At 64.0% G+C, this 19874-nt stretch carries 15 protein-coding genes and 1 tRNA gene; 9 read left to right on the forward strand and 7 right to left on the reverse strand.

The features are described 5' to 3' along the window. Nucleotides 1-113: 113 nt before the first annotated feature. The 3 genes from AC07X9_RS03350 to AC07X9_RS03360 are packed head-to-tail and all read left to right on the forward strand — an operon-like array spanning nt 114 to nt 6148. Complete coding sequence (locus AC07X9_RS03350; RefSeq protein ID WP_017182488.1) at nt 114-1943, forward strand: GAF domain-containing protein; 1830 nt, start codon at nt 114-116, stop codon at nt 1941-1943. Between the two features lie 7 nt (nt 1944-1950). After that, the gene (locus AC07X9_RS03355) at nt 1951-4104 is read left to right on the forward strand and encodes a hypothetical protein (protein ID WP_017182487.1); all 2154 of its coding nucleotides are present in this window, start codon (nt 1951-1953) and stop codon (nt 4102-4104) included. Then, on the forward strand, nt 4097-6148 hold the full coding sequence (locus tag AC07X9_RS03360) for a preprotein translocase subunit SecA (RefSeq protein WP_017182486.1): 2052 nt from the start codon (nt 4097-4099) through the stop codon (nt 6146-6148). The genes AC07X9_RS03355 and AC07X9_RS03360 overlap by 8 nt, the downstream gene beginning before the upstream one ends. Before the next feature lie 43 nt (nt 6149-6191). On the opposite strand, the gene AC07X9_RS03365 is transcribed toward AC07X9_RS03360, so the two are convergent. The 5 genes from AC07X9_RS03365 to AC07X9_RS03385 all read right to left on the reverse strand — a co-directional run bounded on the left by AC07X9_RS03365 (nt 6192) and on the right by AC07X9_RS03385 (nt 11530). Beyond that, nucleotides 6192-7541 carry a TolC family outer membrane protein gene (locus AC07X9_RS03365; RefSeq protein WP_017182485.1) on the reverse strand — a complete coding sequence of 450 codons (1350 nt, stop codon included), beginning with the start codon at nt 7539-7541 and terminating at the stop codon, nt 6192-6194. Between the two features lie 39 nt (nt 7542-7580). Then, on the reverse strand, nt 7581-8552 hold the full coding sequence (locus AC07X9_RS03370; RefSeq protein ID WP_017182484.1) for an efflux RND transporter periplasmic adaptor subunit: 972 nt from the start codon (nt 8550-8552) through the stop codon (nt 7581-7583). A 247-nt stretch (nt 8553-8799) separates the two neighbouring features. After that, nucleotides 8800-8874: transfer RNA gene (locus tag AC07X9_RS03375), tRNA-Glu, on the reverse strand. 308 nt (nt 8875-9182) lie between these two features. Continuing rightward, nucleotides 9183-9959, reverse strand: a complete 777-nt coding sequence (locus AC07X9_RS03380; protein WP_017182483.1) for a SapC family protein — start codon at nt 9957-9959, stop codon at nt 9183-9185. Nucleotides 9960-10090: 131 nt separating this feature from the next. Next, the gene (locus AC07X9_RS03385; protein ID WP_086485480.1) at nt 10091-11530 is read right to left on the reverse strand and encodes an FAD-binding oxidoreductase; all 1440 of its coding nucleotides are present in this window, start codon (nt 11528-11530) and stop codon (nt 10091-10093) included. Nucleotides 11531-11607: 77 nt separating this feature from the next. On the opposite strand from AC07X9_RS03385, the gene AC07X9_RS03390 reads away from it, so the two are divergent. Further along, a complete protein-coding gene (locus tag AC07X9_RS03390) occupies nt 11608-12042 on the forward strand; it encodes a hypothetical protein (protein ID WP_026002276.1) in 435 nt (144 codons plus the stop codon). A gap of 135 nt (nt 12043-12177) precedes the next feature. Then, complete coding sequence (locus AC07X9_RS03395; RefSeq protein WP_017182480.1) at nt 12178-13599, forward strand: DEAD/DEAH box helicase; 1422 nt, start codon at nt 12178-12180, stop codon at nt 13597-13599. A 470-nt stretch (nt 13600-14069) separates the two neighbouring features. Here AC07X9_RS03395 and AC07X9_RS03400 read toward each other — a convergent pair whose 3' ends face one another. Both AC07X9_RS03400 and radC read right to left on the reverse strand, forming a co-directional pair. After that, nucleotides 14070-14519 carry a hypothetical protein gene (locus AC07X9_RS03400; protein ID WP_017182716.1) on the reverse strand — a complete coding sequence of 150 codons (450 nt, stop codon included), beginning with the start codon at nt 14517-14519 and terminating at the stop codon, nt 14070-14072. 200 nt (nt 14520-14719) lie between these two features. Next, complete coding sequence (gene radC / locus AC07X9_RS03405) at nt 14720-15415, reverse strand: RadC family protein (RefSeq protein ID WP_017182715.1); 696 nt, start codon at nt 15413-15415, stop codon at nt 14720-14722. A gap of 135 nt (nt 15416-15550) precedes the next feature. On the opposite strand from radC, the gene AC07X9_RS03410 reads away from it, so the two are divergent. The 4 genes from AC07X9_RS03410 to AC07X9_RS03425 all read left to right on the forward strand — a co-directional run bounded on the left by AC07X9_RS03410 (nt 15551) and on the right by AC07X9_RS03425 (nt 19858). Then, a complete protein-coding gene (locus AC07X9_RS03410; protein WP_017182714.1) occupies nt 15551-18781 on the forward strand; it encodes an intermembrane phospholipid transport protein YdbH family protein in 3231 nt (1076 codons plus the stop codon). Beyond that, nucleotides 18778-18966 carry a YnbE family lipoprotein gene (locus tag AC07X9_RS03415; RefSeq protein ID WP_017182713.1) on the forward strand — a complete coding sequence of 63 codons (189 nt, stop codon included), beginning with the start codon at nt 18778-18780 and terminating at the stop codon, nt 18964-18966. The genes AC07X9_RS03410 and AC07X9_RS03415 overlap by 4 nt, the downstream gene beginning before the upstream one ends. Beyond that, nucleotides 18963-19364 (forward strand): YdbL family probable chaperone protein, encoded by a 402-nt coding sequence (locus AC07X9_RS03420; RefSeq protein ID WP_019051993.1) that lies wholly within the window; start codon nt 18963-18965, stop codon nt 19362-19364. Before AC07X9_RS03415 ends, AC07X9_RS03420 begins: the two co-directional genes overlap by 4 nt. A gap of 170 nt (nt 19365-19534) precedes the next feature. After that, complete coding sequence (locus tag AC07X9_RS03425; RefSeq protein ID WP_017182711.1) at nt 19535-19858, forward strand: AtpZ/AtpI family protein; 324 nt, start codon at nt 19535-19537, stop codon at nt 19856-19858. Nucleotides 19859-19874 lie beyond the last annotated feature (16 nt).

Raw genomic sequence — 19874 nt, forward strand, 5'->3', positions numbered from 1 at the left:
AGATTTGTGTTCTGCGTCGATTGGGGTGGCTTCAGCATGGTTCGCCAATGGGGGCAAAGGCACGAGATGATCAGCCGGGCGATAATTTCAGGGGCCATGATAAATTGAGAGCCATGCCCTCCACATCCGAACCGGCCGATGATGCCCGGCTATGGGCGTCGATGGCCAGCGCGCGCGATGCCGGGGCGTTCTGCCGCGCCTGGCTCGATCTGCAATGCGCGCGTACGCCGGGGGCGATTGCGGGCCTTGTCGTGCTGGAAGGGGAGGAGAACAGCTTTGCCCCGGCGGCTTCGTGGCCAGCAGGGCCGCAGGATATTCCCCATTTACGCAAAGTGGCTGAGCAAACCCTGACCAGCGGTCAGGCGGTCGTTGAAAATGACCCCGATCATCCTGCGCATACCGGCATCGCCTATCCCATCGCGGCGGGCGGGCGGACCTATGGCGCGGTCGTGCTCGTCATCGCGGGCGCCACGGCGGAGCGATTGCAGCCGATATTGCGCGAACTCCATTGGGGCGTGGGCTGGATATTGTCGATCGTATGGCAGCATCAAGCCAACGAACAGGCCGACCGAAACGCCGCGTCCATCGCCGCACTGGATGTGCTGGCCGCGGTCGAGGAACATGAGAGTTTCGATGAGTCCGCCGTCAGCCTGTGCAATGCCCTGGCCGTCGCGCTTGAATGTTCACGGGTCAGTTTCGGCAAGGTTTACAAGGACAAGGTCACGCTTGCCGCCATGTCGCATGGTGCATGGTTTCGCAAGAAATCCGATACCGCCGAAGCGATCGAGGCGGCGATGGACGAAGCGCTGGATCAGGGTGTCACACTCAGTGTTCCCTCGTCAGAGGGCAACCGTCTCATCACGCTGCAACAGGTCCGTCTGGCTGCCAGCGGCGGATTGATGGCGGTCGCGTCCGTGCCGGTGCTGGATCGCGGACTGCCGGTGGGCGTCATCACGCTGGAGCGCGATGCGGACGGCGCGCCGTTCGCCCCCCGCGACCTGCTGTTCGCGCAGAGCGTGGCGAGCCTGACGGCGCAATTGCTGGCATTCAAACTGCGTGAGGAACGCTGGTTCGGTGGTCGCGCCCGGCGGCATATGATGGACGGCGCGCGCGCCCTGTTCGGCCCACGCCGTCCGCTTGCCAAGGCGCTTGGCGTTGCCGCTCTGGTATTGCTGCTGTTCCTGCTCGTGCCGCTTGCCCAGTTCCGCGTCAGCGCCGACGCTGCGCTGGAAGGGCGGGTGCAACGTGCCGCCGCAGTGCCCTTTTCCGGGTTCATCGCCCAGTCCCATGCCCGCGCGGGGGATGTCGTCAAACAGGGCCAGTTGCTCGCCACGCTCGATGATCGGGATTTGCAGATCGATCATGCCCGTTCGGTGAGCGAAGTGCAGCAGCTTGATCGGGAATATCGCGAATCGCTCGCCAAGCACGAGCGGTCGAACATGAATCTCGATGGCGCCAAACTGCGTCAGGCCGAAGCACAACTGCGCCTTATCGAATATAAGCTTGCGCGGACGAATATTCTTGCGCCGCTTTCCGGCGTACTGGTTTCCGGCGATGTCAGCCAGCTCGTCGGCACCCCTGTCAAGGAAGGCGAAATCCTCTTCGAGGTCGCGCCGCTCGACGATTTTCGCGTCGTCCTGCATGTCGAGGAGGCGGACATCACCTATCTGCGGCCGGGACAAAAGGGGCGCTTTGCCCCAACCGGCCTTGCCGGGGGAACCGTGCCGTTCGTCGTTACCCGCATCTCCTCCGTGACCGGGACGCAGGACGGCAAGAACACCTTCCGGGTCGAGGCCGAACTGGACAGCGGCGCGCCACGGACGCTGCGTCCGGGCATGGAGGGCATTGCCAAGGTGACGATCGACCGCCGGTCCAATCTCTGGATATGGACGCGCGGACTGCGCAACTGGCTCCAGCTCTTCTTCTGGAAGTGGATTCCCTGAGCGCATCATGGCCAATCCGTTTCACAGCTCGTCATGGTTTCAGGTCGCGCGGCTCCGCCCCCGGCTCAAGGGGCATGTGCGGGTGCGCAGGCACCGCTATCGCGGGCAGGTCTGGTATGTGATCGACGATGGCGCCTCCGGCAAGGCGCACCGCTTCCCCAAGGGCGCCTATGAACTGGCAGGCCGTCTTGACGGAACGACGACGGTCGAAGCGCTTTGGGAATTGCTGGTGGAACGTCTGGGCGAGGACGCACCCAGTCAGGATGACGTCATCGCTGCGCTGGGGCAACTGCACGCGGCCGATCTGCTTGCCAGCGATACATTGCCTGACACCGGCGAAGCCTATGAGCGGCTCAAGAAAGAGCGTCGCCAGCGCTGGTTGCAAAATCTCAAAAGCCCGATGTCGGTGCGGATCAATCTTGTCGACCCGGATCGCTTCCTCACCCGCCACATGAACCTGGTCGCGCCTCTGTTCAGTGTCGCCGGGGTCTTTCTGTGGCTGTGCGTGGTCGTGCCCGCGCTGCTGCTGGTCGGCACTAATTGGAACGCGATGACCGGCAATCTGGCCGATAGGGTATTGGCAGCCGACAATCTGCTGCTGATCGCGCTCATATATCCGCTGGTCAAATGCATCCATGAACTGGGTCATGGCTTCGCCGCCAAGAATTTCGGGCGCGAAGTGCGGGAAATGGGCGTGATGCTGCTCATCCTGGTACCAGTGCCCTATGTCGATGCCTCGCATGTCAGCATCCTTGCCAACAAATGGCAGCGGGCGCTGGTCGGCGCGGCGGGCATGATCGCCGAAGTGTTTATCGCCGCGCTCGCCACCTTTGCCTGGGTGTTGATGGAACCGGGGCTCGCGCGGGCCATCGCCTTCAACATCATGCTGATCGCTGGCGTGTCGACCGTGCTGGTCAACGGCAATCCCTTTTTGCGGTTCGATGGCTATTATATCCTGTCGGACCTGATCGAGATTCCCAATCTGGGCAGTCGCGCCAACAGGTTCTGGGCGCATCTGGTCGACAAATATATATTCCGCACCCCCGGCGTGCTTCCGTTCGACGCGACGCCCGGCGAAAAGCGCTGGTTCCTTTTCTTCGCCCCGGCTGCGCTGATCGCCCGCATGACGATGCTGATCGCCATCGCGCTGTTCGTGGCCCAGAAATATTTCGTGGTCGGCGTGCTGATAGCGCTCTGGTCATTGTGGAGCGGGCTGGGCCTGCCGGTCTGGAAGATGTTTGCGCATGTGGTTTCCAGCCCGCAACTGCATGGCAACCGGAAACGGGCGGTCAGGATCACGCTCGGCGTCGTCGGCGCGCTCTTGCTGGCGCTGTTTGCTGTTCCGCTGCCGCTGCACGTCAATGCACAGGGGATCGTCTGGTTGCCGGAGGAAGCGCATGTGCGCGCTGGCGCTGATGGCGTCATCACCCGGCTGGCGGCGTCCGACGGCACGCCGGTCAAGAAGGGCGCGCTGCTGATGCAGGCGGAAAACCCGGTGCTGGAGGCCGAAGTCGAGCAGATACGCTGGCGCTTGCGCGAACTGGAGGCGGAGGCAGATGCCGAACTGGCCGGCGATCTGGTCAAGCGGCAGATCAGCCAGGACGCATGGCGCGAATATTCCCGCCGACTGGTCGTGCAGGAACAGCGGCTGGGGGATCTGGGCCTGACGGCGGGGACAGATGGCACGTTCATTCTCACCCAGGCCCCGGCGCAGGATTTGCCTGGTCGTTATGTGCAAAAGGGAACGCTGCTTGGCTATGTGACGCCCGGCTATGCGGCGGTCGCCCGTGTCGTCGTGCCGCAGGATGATATCGAACTGGTGCGGGCGCGACTGCGCGGCGTGCGCTTCTGGCTGGGGTCCGAACCGGGCAAAAGCTGGGATGGGAGCATCGCCCGCGCGATACCGGGCGGCACCTTCGAACTGCCGAGCGAGGCGCTTTCCACCACGCACGGCGGGAGCATCCCCACCGATCCGGGCGATGAGAAGGGGCTGACGGCGCTCAACCGCGTGTTTCTGTTCGATGTGTCGCTGCCACAGCAATTGCGCGATGCCCGGTTTGGCACCCGCGTTCATGTCCGTCTGCAATTGGGGTGGGAGCCGGTCGGCTGGCAATTCATGCGCCGTCTGCGCCAGCTTTTCCTGACGCAATTCAATGACTGACGCGACGCTTTCGCGCTGGGGCGTATTCAGCGGCAAGGCGCGCGAAAAGGCCCGCCATTTCTGGCATGAGGCGCGCAGCGACGCCCGCCCGGTCATTGCGCCCTATGCAGAGCGCGGGCCAGCGCCGTCATGGAAATGGGACCGGCCACTCGCGCTCCTGCTTGGCCGCTGCATGCTCGCCGCGCAGCGGGGCGCGCCTGGCCTGCTCGATCGGGCGCAGCATATCGTCCAGCGTTGCGAGGAACTGGCCGATCTGTCCGATGAGGCGCTTGATGCTTCCTGCCGGGAAATCCGCGCCCGGCTGGTCCGCGAACGGCTGGGCGAAGCGGTGGTCGATGAAGCCTTCGCCCTGATCCGCGAAGTGAGCGGTCGGGAACTGGGCCTGCGCCATTTTCCTGTGCAATTGGCCGCCGGGCTGGTGATGCTGGATGGCGGGCTGGCCGAAATGGCGACGGGGGAGGGCAAGACGATCACTGCCTTGCTACCCGCGATCACCGCCGCGATGGCCGGCATGCCGGTGCATGTTTTCACGGTGAACGATTATCTGGCCGAACGCGATTGCAACAAATTGCGCCCCGTGATCGAGCGTTTTGGCCTGAGTTGCGGCCTGATCATCCATGGACAGGAAAATCCCGAACGCCGCGCGGCCTATGGATGTCATATCGTCTATGGCACGAACAAGGAGATGACGTTCGACTATCTGCGCGATCAGACGGCGTTGGGAAAAAGGAGAGGGCAGGGGCGGCGCCTGATTGCAGAGCTGTTCGGCCAGGTTGCGCAGCCCTTGCTGATGCGCGGGCTGCATTTCGCGATCGTGGACGAAGCGGATTCGATCTTCATTGATGAAGCACGCACGCCGCTGATCCTATCTGCCGAACTGCCCGGCGATGCAGATGGCGTCTATCTCGCGGCGCTGGAACTGGCATCCAAGCTGGAAGAAGGCCGGGACTATCTTCTGACCGAAGGCACGCGGTCGGTGCATCTGACTACGTATGGCAAGGCCAATGTCGCCGAATTGTCCCAAGGGCTGCCGCACACCCAGTGGCGGATCAGGCTGGCGCGTGAGGAACTGGCGATGCGGGCGATTTCCGCCACGCGGCTGTTCCTGCGGGACCGCGACTATATCGTGACGGATGGCAAAGTGCAGATCGTCGATGAATCGACCGGCCGGGTCATGGCCGATCGATCGTGGGAAGGCGGCCTGCATCAACTGGTCGAGACGAAGGAAGCCGTCGAGATTTCGGGCGTTCGCAACACCATGGCCCGCATCACCTATCAGCGCTTTTTCCGCCGCTATCGCCGGTTGAGCGGCATGACCGGCACGGCCGGGGAGGTGGCGGATGAGTTATGGGCCGATTATGGGCTGAAGGTCGTCGTCATCCCGCGCAATCGGACCAATATACGCAATGATCGCGGTCATGTGATGGTACGGTCGGCGCAGGACAAATGGGCGTTGGTCGCCGCCGAAGTTGCCCAGGTCCAGGCGCAGGAAGGCGCGCGTCCGGTATTGATCGGCACCCGCTCGGTTGCGGATTCCGAAGCCGTCTCGCACGCACTGGCTGACGCTGGCATAGCGCATCGCGTACTGAACGCGCGTCAGGACGAGGAGGAGGCGGACATCATCGCGCAAGCCGGTGCGCCGGGCGCCGTCACGGTCGCGACCAATATGGCCGGGCGCGGCACTGACATCCTGCTCGATCCAGAGGCCAAGGCGCTTGGCGGATTGCATGTCATCCTCACGGCCTTTCACGACACCGCACGCATTGATCGTCAATTATTCGGCCGCGCGGCCAGGCAGGGCGACCCCGGCAGCACCATTGCGATCACGGCGCTCGACGACCAGCTCTATGCCGATTTCGCGCCGCGCGCCGCCCGGATCATCGGCTCATCCGTCACGAACTGGCCCCTGATCGATGGCAAGGCGAACATGCTGCGCCGACTGGCCCAGCGCAATGCCGAGAAACGCCATGCCGCCGACCGGCGACAGACCGAACTGGCTGAGGAACGTCTCCGCAAGACGATGGCCTTTGGCGGCGGAGAATAGCGAAGCGCTGATCGCTCCCCGGAAAAAAGCGAACGCCTGCCGGTCAGTCCGCCTTCACGGTCGGCTGATAGAGGATGCTCTGGTCGAAATTGAGATCCGCCGCGTCCGCCTTGCCCATCACCGCGAGCAGGGCGAAGCCCGCGACATAGGCGTCACGCCGCGCGGTCAGCATCGTGACCTGGGCATTGAGTAGTTCCTGTTCGGCATTGAGCTGGTCGAGCAACGGGCGCAAACCCGCGCTGACTTCCGCTCGCATCCCCGCCAGCACCTGCTGGTTGGCGTTGACCCCGCGCTGCGCCGTGTCGGTCACGTTGGTCGCCGCCTGCCATGTCGCGAAGGCGGATCGCGTTTCGGCAATGACCTTGCCTTCGGCATCCAGCGCCTGTTTGTCGGCGACATCCTGCTTCGCGCGGGCCTGTCGCGTCTGCGCGCCGGTGCGCCCGCCATCCAGTATCGGCATTTTCAAAGTCACACCGACAAAGGCCGTCGTCCCGCGATCCCCGTTGCGCGGCCCTGTGCCCTGCTCCAGCGAACCGAGATAATCATATTGATTGAGCCCGCCAATCGCGCTCAATCGCGGGTAAGCCTGCGATCGGGCGACATCAATGTCATACCCCGCGGCGGTCCGCTGCACGCGGGCGGAGGCTATTTCGGGATTGTTGGCCAGCGCCATTTCCACGGCATCGGTGGGCGATGCTGGCATTTGCGGCAAGGGCGGCGGCAGTTCCAGATTTTCGGGCGCCCGGCCCACCAGCCGCAAATATTGCTCCTTGCTTGAAATCAGCCGCGCTCCGGCGGTTTCCAGCTGGCTTTCCGCCAGCGCGAGCCGCGCCTCCGCCTGCGCCACGTCGGTCGGCCCGCGACTGCCCGCGCGGCGGCGATCGTCGGCTTCCTTGACGGTGTAGCGCATCACATCGACATTGTTGCGGTTTAGGCCGACCACCGCCTCGTCGCGCAGCACGTCCATATAAGCGCCCACAACAGCGGAAAACAGGTCTGCCTCCGTCTTGTTCATGCCGAAATGGCTTGCCTCCAGCCGCGCCTTGGCTGCGTTCATACTGCCGCGTACCCCGCCAAAATCGAACATGGGCACATTGGCGTTGATCTGACCGACAAGCTGACGATCCGGGTTGGAAAAAAATCCGCTCGGCGCGGGTTTGCCGGTCAGGACATTTTCCTGATAGGTCGCGCTGCCGTCGACCGTGGGCATACCGGCGGCGCGGGCCAGCGGTACATCCTCTTCGGCAACGCGGATGCTGGCGCGCTGGGCCGATATGGTCGGGTTGTTGCGATAGGCCCCTTCCAGCGCCTGTTGCAGGGTTTCGGCGCTGGCGGACGATGGCAGGATGGCGCATGCAGCGATACCTGCGAAATAGACTTGCTTCCTGGTCATGTCCGTAAAGCTCCTGTCTGATCAGTGGGATGGGACCGCCTATTTGCTCCGCGCGGTAATGCTTGCGGGCTTGCGGTCGATTTCCAGTCGGCAGCGCAGTCCTGCGGGCAGCTTGTTGCCGGGATTGGGCAGTTCGAGACGCATGCCGAACGTGCCGCTGGCCGCATCGAACACGCGATCGATCACCTTGATCCGCGCCCGATATTTTCCTCCGACCGGCGCTTCGGGAAAGATCGACACCTCGTCCCCCACCTGCACCGCGTCCAGTTGCGCGATAGGGGCAAAGACTTCGACATTCAGCGGATCGACCTGCGCGATCGTCAGAATATGCGTCGCGTCGGCGCCCCGATACTCGCCCGGCGCCATGCGGCGCTCCGTCACGATACCATTGACCGGGCTGCGCACGGTCTTTTGTCCGATCACGCGCTGCGCCTGCACATATTCCAGTCGCGCAACCCGCTGATCTTCCGCCGCCGCCTTGCGCTCTTCCGCGGCGGATTGCGCATTGGCGCGCGCTTCGTCGACGACGTCGCGGGCAAGATATTGGCTGACCTGGTCGGATCGCTGGCTGACCGTGGCGAGATAGGCCGCCCGGCTGGCAGCGGCACGTTCCGTGTGGGGGTTGGACGCACGCGCCTGTGCGGCGGCGGCGGCGGCGCGCTCGACATCGGTGTATAGTTGAGCAACGACCTGCCCGCGCTGAACATCATCGCCCCGGTCGACATAGATATTCTGGATCACCCCTTCGACGCCACTATTCACGCGCACGATCTGGCTGGGTTCGATCAGGCAATCTGTGGGGCGGGCCGCATCCATTCCGGGCGGAGTCGCAGCATTGCCGCTGCTGGGCCGAACTGGCGCGCCGGCGGCCTTGGCGGTTGTAACAGGGCCAGCTGGCGCTGGCGCCTTCTGTTGCGCAGCGGGTGTTTCATCACTGCGGACGACAAGCGTTATCCCGGCAATCAGCGCCAGCGCGCCGCCACCGAAAATAACAGCCTGTTTGCGATCCATCGACCAAGCCTCCCCCAAAGCACGGCATCAGACGGCTCCCGCCATCCATTGCAGCAATTTATGCGACTTGTATCTTTGGCGAAAGGTCGGAAGTCCCCACTTCATTCCGCATCGGCAACCTAGCCAAGCTTGCAAAATGTTGCAACTATTTGTGACGTTGGAAATGTCTTGGAATAGGTCAGGAAATGCCCGGCAATGTCGCCTCTGCTCTGGGTTGGGCGCGTCGCGCAGGCAGGCTGCATTTGACTGGTGACCCCTACGGGAATCGAACCCGTGTTTCAGCCGTGAGAGGGCCGCGTCCTAACCGCTAGACGAAGGGGCCATGCGCCGCGTCGGGCGGCTGGCAGGGGCCGGGCTTTAGGAAGGCGTGCCGGGCGCGTCAAGGAAAACCGCGCCGGAACCAGACCAGTTGAAAAGCCGCATGCCAAAAAAACCGCCCCATGCAGAGCATGGAGCGGCCTAGGTTCAGGGAGGAGACGCCTCCAAAGGGGGAGGCGCCCATACGATACACCCGAAAGGGGGGCAGGTGCATCGCATGTTCAGTAGATAGGGCAGGTCACATTCCGTTTCAAGAGGAGATGCAATCGCTTTTCTATCAATTATTTCCGCCGTTTCGGGTTAACTTCCCGTTCAGGCCTGAACGACCTGGGGAATCGGCCCCTTGCCCAGATTGACCTGCGCTTCGAAAATGTCGCGCATCAGCTGAAGCGAAAAGAGATGGGCGTGGATCAGCGGCAGCATCCCGCTCTGGTTGATCTTGCGCAGCTGGTCGCCGCGCAGGTCGCGCAGCTTTTCCTCGTTGATCATGCGGAAACCACGATAGACGAAGGGCTGTTCGTTGCCCGGCGTCTGGATCGCGACCTCGCCGTCCATCAGCAGGTCCATTTCCTGCAATTCGCGCACGAACTGGCCGGTGCGGGCAGCGGCCTGCTCGAAATCCTCGCAGAATTTCAGCACGCCCTGGGTCAGTTCGGTCGGCTTGCCATCCTCGAACAGGGGCTGGCCATCCTCGAACGGGCCGATCGCCGGGCTGGTCGGATCGAAGCACAGCGACAGTTCGTCGCTGTCGGGACGCAGCTTCGCCAGCATCCAGGGATAGCGCCGAACATAGGCCGGAATGTAGGACGGACCGCCCCGCAGCTTGCCTTCGTCATCGACGAAGATGTTGACCCCTTCATTAAGGCCCATCAGCGCCAGCGGCACCGAATCCGTGCCCGCCGAAAAGATGATCGGCACGAAACGCTGGGCGGCGACAAATTCGTCGATCGTCAGCGGAATGGCGTGCTGGCTGGTCAGGAACGGCGCCGAATCGACCGCTACGCTACGGAAATCGGCATGATCCAGGCTGCTCAGCGGAAGGAGGTCGTTATAGAAGATCGGCAGGTTATTCGCGGGCGCGCTGGCCATGATCCGTTATCCATTCTGTCAATAAAGCGGCGCTGTGCAGTGGCGCCGCCGGGCGTAAAACTGGGAGAGGGCGATAAAGCCCTGCGCAGCGGGTGGCAATTGCTTTCACACATTGGTTCCGGGCCTGATCTTCAGGCTTCATCGGGCAGGGGAATGAGTTTCCCCGGATTGAACAGCCCTTGTGGATCGAATGCGGCCTTGATCGCCCGCAGTGCGCCGATCCGCGCCGGGCCGGCCAGCCGCGCCAGCTCCGTCCGCTTCATCTGGCCGATGCCATGTTCGGCGGAAATGGACCCGCCCGCCGCTACCACAGCATCATGGACGAAGGCGTTGATCGCCTGGCCTTGCGCCGCGATCCAGCCTGGCCCGTCACTTGTCCCCTTTGGCGCGCGGACATGGAAATGGACATTGCCATCGCCCAGATGGCCAAAGGATGACGCCGTCGTGCCGGGAAAGCGCGCCATGGCCGCGTCGGCCGCATCGATCATGAAAGCGGGCATCCGCGCCACCGGCACGCTGATGTCATATTGCAGCGCCGGCCCCTGCGCCTTTTCCGATTCCGACAGCGACTCGCGAATTCGCCAGAAGGCTTCGGCCTGCGCTTCATTGGCGGCGACGACCGCGTCGATCGCAATTTCCCGTTCGAACGCCAGCGCCAGCGCGCCCTCCAGCCGTTCGACCGGCCCCGGATCGCGCAGATCGCCATGATCGACCTCGATCAGCACATGCCATGCCGTCCGTGTCTCGATCGGCGACCGGGTGCCGGGGATATGCCCCAGCACAAAGCCCAGTGTCTCGTCGGCGATCACCTCGAATCCCTCGACGGCATCGCCCAATTCCGCTTCCACCAGCCGAAGCAGCGCCAGTGCATCGGCCGGGGAGGAGACGCCGACCCAGCCGACCGCCCGCGCCGCTATGGCCGGGACCAGCCGCAGCGCCGCCGCCGTGATCACGCCCAGCGTCCCTTCCGCGCCGATCAGCAGCTGCTTGATGTCGTAACCGCGATTATCCTTTTTCAGCGCATCCAGCCCATGGAAGATGCTGCCGTCGGGCAGCACTGCCTCCACCCCTTCGACCAGCGCGCGCATCGTTCCGTGGCGCAACACCTGCGTACCGCCCGCATTGGTCGACACCAGCCCACCGATGGTTGCGGACCCCTTGGTCCCCAGGCTCAACGGAAAACGGCGACCGGCGGCTTCCGCGGCATCGTGCAGGTTGCTCAGGATCACGCCCGCCTCACAGATCGCCAGATTATCGTCCGCGCTCAGGCTGCGAATCCGGTTCATCCGCCGCAGCGACAGGACCAGCGCCGATCCGTCGGCAGGCGGCGTCGCCCCGCCCACCATCGACGTATTGCCCCCCTGCGGCACCAGCGCGACGCCCAACTCGCCAGCCAGCGCCACGATGGCCGCAACCTCCTCCACCGACGCAGGTGACAGGATCGCCGCCGCCGTGCCATGATAGCGCCCGCGCCAGTCGCTGACCCATGGCGCAATATCATCCGGGTCGGTGATGACGCCCTTGGGGCCAAGCAGCGCGGAGAAACGATCGATAATAGCCTGTCCAATCATGGGACGCACCTATCCCCTGAATTCATCGACTGTTCAACCATGGGTCGATAGCTTCCGATTCCCAAAAGGGGTTCGATTTGGTTCATTCCATATTGCTGCTGATGGCCGCCACTACGGCTAGCCCGGTTCAATGGGCGCAAATGACGATTGAACAGCGCGTCATCATTCGCGTGCCGATGGCGCGCAAGGGCAGGGCGCCCGCGCGCATAACGGAAAAAGCCGCCGACGCATGGGACGAAAAGAAGGGACCGCGCTGCGTCGCGCTCCGCTCGATTCGCGCTGCCGCCATCGCCGTGCGTAACGGGGTGGACCTGATCCTGGCCGACGATCATCGCTATCGCGCGCGGTTGGAAAAAGGGTGCGACGCGGCGGCTTTCTATTCCGGTTTCTATGTCGAACCGGACGAGGACGGGTCGCTATGTTCGGGCCGGGACGAATTGCAGGCGCGCGGCGGGACCAGTTGCGCCATCGAAAGCTTCAAGCGGCTGATCGCCGTCGAACCCGACGATTAAGTGTCGCGATCGGGCGGCAGGACAGGGCAAATCGCGCGATTTCCTTGACAAGCGGCCGATATTTCCGCAATGCGCGGCCGATTTCCGTCTCGCTATCGTGCAGGGCGGACAAGCCTCCTGTTCCCGGACCATTGAATGACTTTTGCCGATCTCGGCCTTTCCGACGAATTGCTCAGGGCCGTAACCGAGGCCGGTTACGATACGCCCACGCCTATTCAGGCGCAGGCGATCCCGTCCGTCCTGATGATGCGCGACATTATCGGCATTGCCCAGACGGGGACGGGCAAGACCGCCAGCTTCGTGCTGCCGATGATCGACATCCTCGCCCATGGACGCAGCCGCGCGCGGATGCCGCGATCGCTGATTTTGGAGCCGACCCGCGAACTCGCCGCCCAGGTCGCGGAAAATTTCGAGAAATACGGCAAATATCACAAACTTTCGATGGCGCTGCTGATCGGTGGCGTGTCGATGGGCGACCAGCTTGCCGCGCTCGAAAAGGGCGTGGACGTGCTGATCGCGACACCGGGCCGCCTCATGGACCTGTTCGGTCGCGGCAAGATCATGCTCAATGGCTGTTCGCTGCTGGTCATCGACGAAGCCGACCGGATGCTCGACATGGGCTTCATCCCCGATATCGAGGAAATCTGCACCAAGCTGCCCGCGCAGCGCCAGACGCTTCTGTTTTCGGCAACCATGCCCCCGGTCATCAAGAAACTGGCCGACAAATTCCTGTCCAACCCCAAATCGATCGAAGTCGCGCGCCCCGCCAGCGCATCGACCAACATCACCCAGCGTCTGGTGAAGGTCGACGCACGCAAGAAGCGCGACACCTTGTCCAAAATGCTGCGCGAAGCCGACGTCACCAGCGCGGTCATCTTCTGCAATCGCAAGACGACGGTGCGGGACTTGAACAAGAGCCTGCAACGCGACGGCTTCAAGTCGGGCGAAATCCATGGCGATATCGACCAGGGTTCGCGCATCGCCGAACTGGAACGCTTCCGCGCCGGCACCGTCAACATCCTCGTCGCGTCGGACGTCGCGGCGCGCGGTCTGGACATCAAGGGCGTCAGCCATGTGTTCAACTATGACGCGCCCTGGCACCCGGACGATTATGTCCACCGCATCGGCCGTACCGGCCGTGCGGGCGCATCAGGCGTCGCTTACACCTTCGTCACAGAAGCGGACGCCGAAGCGATCGACAATATCCAGAAGCTGATCGGCACCAAGATCGAGGTCGTCGGCGCGGCGGAGGCCATCGCCAGCACCGAACCGACCGCAGAATCCGCACCCAAGACGCCAAGGGGCCGCAAGCCCCGCACGGCAAAGCCTGCTGCTCAAGCGCCCGTCGCGGACGAGCCCACCGCTGAAAAGCCCAGCCCGGCCCGCCGGTCACGCGCGCAAAAGCCGCGCGAGGAAGCAGCCACCAGCCCAGCCGCCGCCCCCCGCGCCGCCGAAGCCCCCGCCCGCCAACGCCGCAACGATCATCAGGACGACGGCCCCGACGAAGGCTGGAACGGCCCGGTCCCCGAATTCCTGAACTTCGGCTTCGACGCCTGACCAGAGGCGGACGGGCTTTGCCCTGTCCGCCAACGAGCGACCAGAAACGCCCAACTCCGTCATCACCGGACCCTTCGGCAAGCTCAGGACAGGCTTGATCCGAGGTCGCGGTTTCTGCGCGAAGAAAAGCGGGATGCCGGGTCAAGCCCGGTATGACGAAAGGGGAATGGCAATGAGCGGCCAGAAACGCCCGTAAATTCCTCCCCTGCAAGGGGAGGGGGACCACGAAGTGGTGGAGGGGTGTCACACTATCGAGGGGAAGACACCCCTCCGTCTGGCCTACGGCCATCCACCTCCCCTTGAAGGGGAGGATGATCGGTGACGACCATTCTAGGTCACTCCGTCAGACCATGCGGATCGCTGAAACCGGCCATTCATGCCGATGGCAAGGCGAAGACTGAATGACCAAATCTGGTGGCTAGCTGCCGTTCCGCTTCCAGTCCGCACATGGTGGAAGCGGACGTTGGAGATCAGGCAGATCGTGTCGTCGTTATCGAGCTAAGGCTAGGCCACGCCTGCCATGTTCCGACCGCGTGGGCGATCCCGTAGCCAAGAACGACGAGAGAACTGACGATGGCGAAAGTATCGACGGTATGCGGCTTTATCACGAGTATTGGAACAAGTGCCAGTCCCCGAAGCAGGTAAACACCAGTGATGAGCACCAACGCGGTCCGCAAAAGCGGCAGACGCCTGATAAGACCAGCGGCGGAGAATGCGTAAAATGCCCACACCATGAGGACAGAGGCAATCGCCGCCGTCACCACCCCGGGAACCGATGAGCCACGTTCGGCGGCGACCGCCATCTCTTCGCCAGCTCCGAAGAACCTGTACCAGTCCGGTCCGCCTACAATGGTAGCCACATGCAACACCGATGCGGCGACGCTCAGTATCCCCGCTGCTACGAGCCAGCTATTTCTCATCTGTTTCCCTCTACCCCGTCCTAAAGTGTATTGCAGATGCCATACACCTGTCAAGAGCGTCCGCTTCAGGCGCTCAGGAGCGACGTGGGAACGACCGACATTTGGGCGATTGTTGTCGCACGTTTTTATCTGCGCATCTTCCGCTATCGCCGGTCAGCTTCGCAAAACCCGACCTTCCGCCATCCACCCATTCCATCCCCTCACAACAACCCCATAGCCCGCATACTGCTATGCCCGTTCGTGCCGACGATAATATGGTCATGCACCGCGATGTTCAGCCGCTTGCCTGCGTCGATGATCTGGCGTGTCACCTCTATGTCCTGACGGCTGGGTTCGGGCGATCCGCTGGGGTGGTTATGCACCAATATGATCGCTGCTGACCCCAGGTCTATCGCCCGCCTGATCACCTCGCGCACATAGATGGCCGCCTGGTCGATCGACCCGTCGCCCATATTTTCGTCGCGGATCAGCATGTTGCGCGCATTCAGGTGCAGCACCCGCACCCGCTCCACCCCCAGAAACGCCATGTCCGCGCGCAGATAGTCGAGCAGTGCCTGCCAACTGGCCAGCACGGGCCGCGCCGCCACTTCGTTGCGCAGCGTCCGCAGCATCGTCGCCTGCACGATCTTGATCGCCGCGATGCTGGTGTCGCCCATGCCCGGCACCCGCGCGATCGCCTGCCAGTCCGCGCTCATCAGCCCGCCAATGCCGCCAAATTCGCGCAGCAACGCCTTGGCCAGCGGCTTGGTATCGCGCCGGGGAATCGCCAGGGCGAGGAGATATTCGATCAGTTCATGATCATGCAGCGCATCCCCGCCGCTTTCGGCCAGCTTCTGCCGCAACCGCGCGCGATGCCCTGCGCCATCATGCGTGACTTTTGCGTCCTGCTCCGCCAAACCTGCGTTCCTCGCTACTGGCCATCGACGCTATAAGTTGCGGAATCGCGGGGCAAGGATATTTAATCGCGTACGGACGTTATGGTCCCGTTACGGACCATCAGCGTTACTTGAAAGCCGGGGTTGGCCATAAGCATGGAAGAACAGGACGGCGAAGAGCAGGTTCGCCGGGGTTGGCTACGCTGGCTGGGTGTCGGCACCGGGTCGCTTGCACTGGTGCTGGCCGGGCTGTGGACGCAGCGCGCGCCGATCGCGGAAAATTTCGTCAGCCGCGAACTGAACCGGCGCGGGGTGCAGGCCAATTATGATCTGACCGATGTGGGCCTGCGCACCCAGCGGATCGAACATATCCTGCTGGGCGACCCGGCCAATCCGGATCTGACCGCCGACTGGGTAGAGGTCGACATTGCTTTCGCCGGTCTGACGCCACAGGTCGCCGCGGTGCGCGCGGGCGGCGTGCGGATGCGCGGTTCCTATCGCGACGGCGTGCTGCGGCTGGGCGAACTGGACAAGTTCAGCGATCCTGATTCCACCGAACCCTTCAGCCTGCCCGACATCCTCCTTGCACTCAACGACGCGCGTTTGCGGCTCGATACCGATGCCGGCCAGGTGGCGATGCGTATCGACGGGACCGGCAATCTGCGCTCCGGCTTTCAGGGCAAACTGGCCGCCGCCATGCCCCGCGCGGCCTTTGCCGGTTGCGGCCTGACGGACGGGCGCGCGTCGCTGGCCATCGCCATGGACCGGGGCCGTCCGCATGTCACCGGCCCGGTGCGTGCCTCGGCGCTTGCCTGCCACGATAGCGCCGCCATGGCCCGCCCGACGGCGACGCTTGACCTCACGCTGGGGCAGGCGTTCGACCGCTGGAGCGGCCATGTCGACCTGTCGGGTGAGGCGCTCAAGGCCAGCGGCATCGTCCTGGCCGCACCCAGCGGCCGTGTCGATTTCGACGGGACGGCATCCGCCACCAGCGGCCGCGCCCGCATCGGCGCAAGGGCGCTGGCGGGGCAGGGGGCCATGATCGAACAGGCGAGCCTTGCGGGAACATGGTCGGTCAAGAGCGGCGAAGCGAAGGCGCAAGGCGAACTGTCGGGGCGTCAGCTCCATATGGCGGGCCGCGATCCGCTGGCGTCGCTGCGCAGCGCCACCCTTGGCTCCCCCGTCGGCCCGCTCGCCACCCGCTTGGCCGATGCCGTGCGCCGCGCGGGGGACAATAATCGGATCAGTACGCGCTTCGCCTTCGTCCAGCGGGGCGCCGCGGGCAGCCTTGCCCTCACCGATAGCCGCCTTGTCGCCCGCAGCGGCGCGCAGGTCGGCCTGTCCCCGGATGGCCGCATCACGCTGGCCTGGCCCGGCCGCGCCGGTTCCAGCCTCGATTGGGCGCTCGAAGGCGCGTTGCGGACGGGCGGCGGCGGCCTGCCCGATGCCGCGCTGCGCCTGGCCCGCCGCGCGGGTGGCGGCTTTGGCGGCGAATTATTCGTCGATCCCTATGCCGCTGGCGACGCGCGCCTGAGCATCGATCGGGTCCGCTTCATCGCCCAGCCCGATGGCGCCACCCGTTTCTCGACTGCGCTGCGCCTCGATGGGCCGTTGCCCGATGGTCGCCTGCGCGGCCTTCGCTTGCCGATCGAGGGGCAGCTTGCCGCCAATGGCGCGCTGGCGATCAACCGCCGCTGCGTGCCCCTGTCGTTGATCGAAGCCCGCTATAGTGCCTTTGCCATTGGCCAGACGCGCCAGACACTTTGTCCTCTGGATGGCGGCGCGCTGTTCGCCATGGGTCCAAAGGGCATCAGCGGCGGCGCGGACATCCCCGATCTGGCGCTTGTCGGCACCAGCGGCGACAGCCCGCTGCGCCTGACCGCCGATCATGCCCGCATCGCACTTGGCCAGACCGGCTTCGCCCTTGCCAACCCCGCGCTGACGCTTGGCCCGAACGACGCTCCCGTCCGCCTGACCGCCGCCAGCCTGGACGGCGCGATGACGGCGCGCGGCCTTGGCGGCACTGTGAGCGGGGCAGGGGGGCAGATCGGCACGGTTCCGCTGATCGTCGAACAGGGCAACGGTACCTGGCGCTTCGCCGACAGCGCGCTCGATTTCCGCGCCGCCATGACCGTGCGCGATTCGCAGTCGCCCGTCCGCTTCAACCCGCTTGCTGTTCCCGATTTTGCCCTGACCCTGAAAAATGGCCGCATCGCGGCGACCGGCACGCTGGCCTCCCCGCGCAATGGCGCGACCGTCGCCCGTACCAGCATCGCGCATGAGCTTGGCAGCGGTAAAGGGCATGCGGACCTCAACGTGCCCGGCCTGGTTTTTGGTCCTGCTCTCCAGCCTGACGAAGTCACCCCGCTGGCGCTCGGCGTCGTCGCCAATGTCGCGGCGACGGTGACGGGGAACGGGCGGATCGACTGGAACGGTTCCAACGTCACCTCCACCGGCACGTTCCGCACCGACAATGCCAATCTCGCCGCCGCCTTCGGCCCGGTGCAGGGCCTGTCGGGCGAAATCCGCTTCACCGACCTCATCAACATGGTCACCGCGCCGGGCCAGACCGTCAAGATCACGTCCGTCAATCCCGGCGTGGAAGTCCGCGACGGCACTGTCCGCTATCGGCTGGAAGCGGGGCAGAAGGTCCGAATCGAGGGCGGCGGCTGGCCGTTTTCTGGCGGGCAGCTGGTCCTGCTTCCCACCACCATGGATTTCAGCGCCGACGTCGATCGCTACCTGACCTTCCGCGTCATCGGCCTCGATGCCGGGGCGTTCATCCAGGCAATGGAGCTGGACAATATCTCGGCCACCGGCACATTTGATGGCCTCATGCCCCTCATATTCAACTCGCAGGGCGGGCGGGTCGCGGGCGGGGTGCTGGTCGCCCGGCAACAGGGCATGCCGCCGCTGCTGATGCCCGAAGGCGTCTTGCCGACCATCCCCTGTGATCCTGCGCGGCAATCGGGCGTGCTCTCCTATGTCGGTCCCGTATCGAACGAGCAGCTAGGGACGATGGGGCGGCTGGCATTCGATGCGCTCAAGAACTTGCAATATAAATGCCTGACGATCCTGATGGACGGCGCGCTGGACGGCGAAATGGTCACCAATGTCGTGTTCAACGGCGTCAATCGCGGTCAGTTGGGCGGCACCCCGGCAGGGTTGGCACGCAACTTCACGGGCCTGCCCTTCCTGTTCAACGTGCGGATCGCCGCGCCCTTCCGCGGGCTGCTCGGCACCGCCCAGTCCTTCATCGATCCCTCGCAACTCATACAGAACAGCATCGGCGACCAGATGCAGGCGACCATGAAGAGCAAAATGAACGAAAGCCTTGCGGTTCAGCCTGCGGAAAGCGACAACATGCCAAACAGGGAGCGCAAATGAAGAAGCAAGCAATCATGATGGCGGGTTTCGCCGGTCTGGCCCTGGGGGGCTGTATTCAGGTCAAGGCGCCTGACAAGCCGATCGAAATCAACCTGAATGTAAAGGTGCAGCAGGAGGTCGTCGTGCGCCTGCAACGTGACGCACAGGATCTCATCCAGAATAACCCGGAGTTGTTCCCGCAATGACACGCAAGATGCTCATGATCGCCGCTGGTGCCGCCGTCGCGCTGGCCGCTGGATTTGCAATGACCGCGCCCGCCCGTGCCCAGACCGGGGCCGTGGCCAGCGCCATGGCGGCCGGCACGGTGGGCGAACAGGCCGATGGCTATCTCGGCATCGCCGGGACGGTGGCGGGCGATGTCCGCGCCGAAGTCGAATCGATCAATATCAAGCGTCGCGCTGCCTATACGCAGCTGGCCAGCCAGCGGGGCGTCACCGTGCAGGATGTCGCCGCCGCCACTGGTTGTCAGACGCTCAGCAGCAGGGTCAAGACCGGCCAGGTGTATCGCATCGGCGCTGGCGCGTGGCAGACCAAGGGTGCCGGCCCGATCGCGCTGCCGCCCTATTGCGCGTCGGCGGGCTGAAAAGACGCACTGGCGGACTTTTCTCATTCCTTCGTCCGGGGGTGCCAATCTCTGCCCAACCATGGTTGACTATCCGCAATCGCCTTTCTAAACGGGCCGCGCCTTGACGGGTGCAGCCGCAAGCGCCATGCCGCCTGCCATATGGGGTAAAACCCCGATGGAGGACGAACATGGTTGCGGATGGACCCGGACAGGACCCGGCGGGGGAAGATGTGCGCATCACGTCTCTGGAAGAGCGGATTGCGCGCGCTGAATCCGTTGAAAAGGTCAGGCAGGGGGCTGTGGAGCAACAGGCGGACGATGGGTCTCGCCTGGGCAACCGGGTTCTTGCGGAACTGATCGGCGGTCTTGTCGGCGGTGCGTTGATCGGCTGGGTTTTGGACCGGCTGTTTGACACATCCCCATGGCTCCTGCTCGTTTTCCTCGGTCTTGGCATCGTGGCGGCGTTCAGGAACATCATCAGATTGACGACGACGAAGCGTCCCCCGGAATAAGGGACGCTTTTGTCAT

This window comes from Sphingobium sp. GW456-12-10-14-TSB1, from assembly GCF_059424385.1.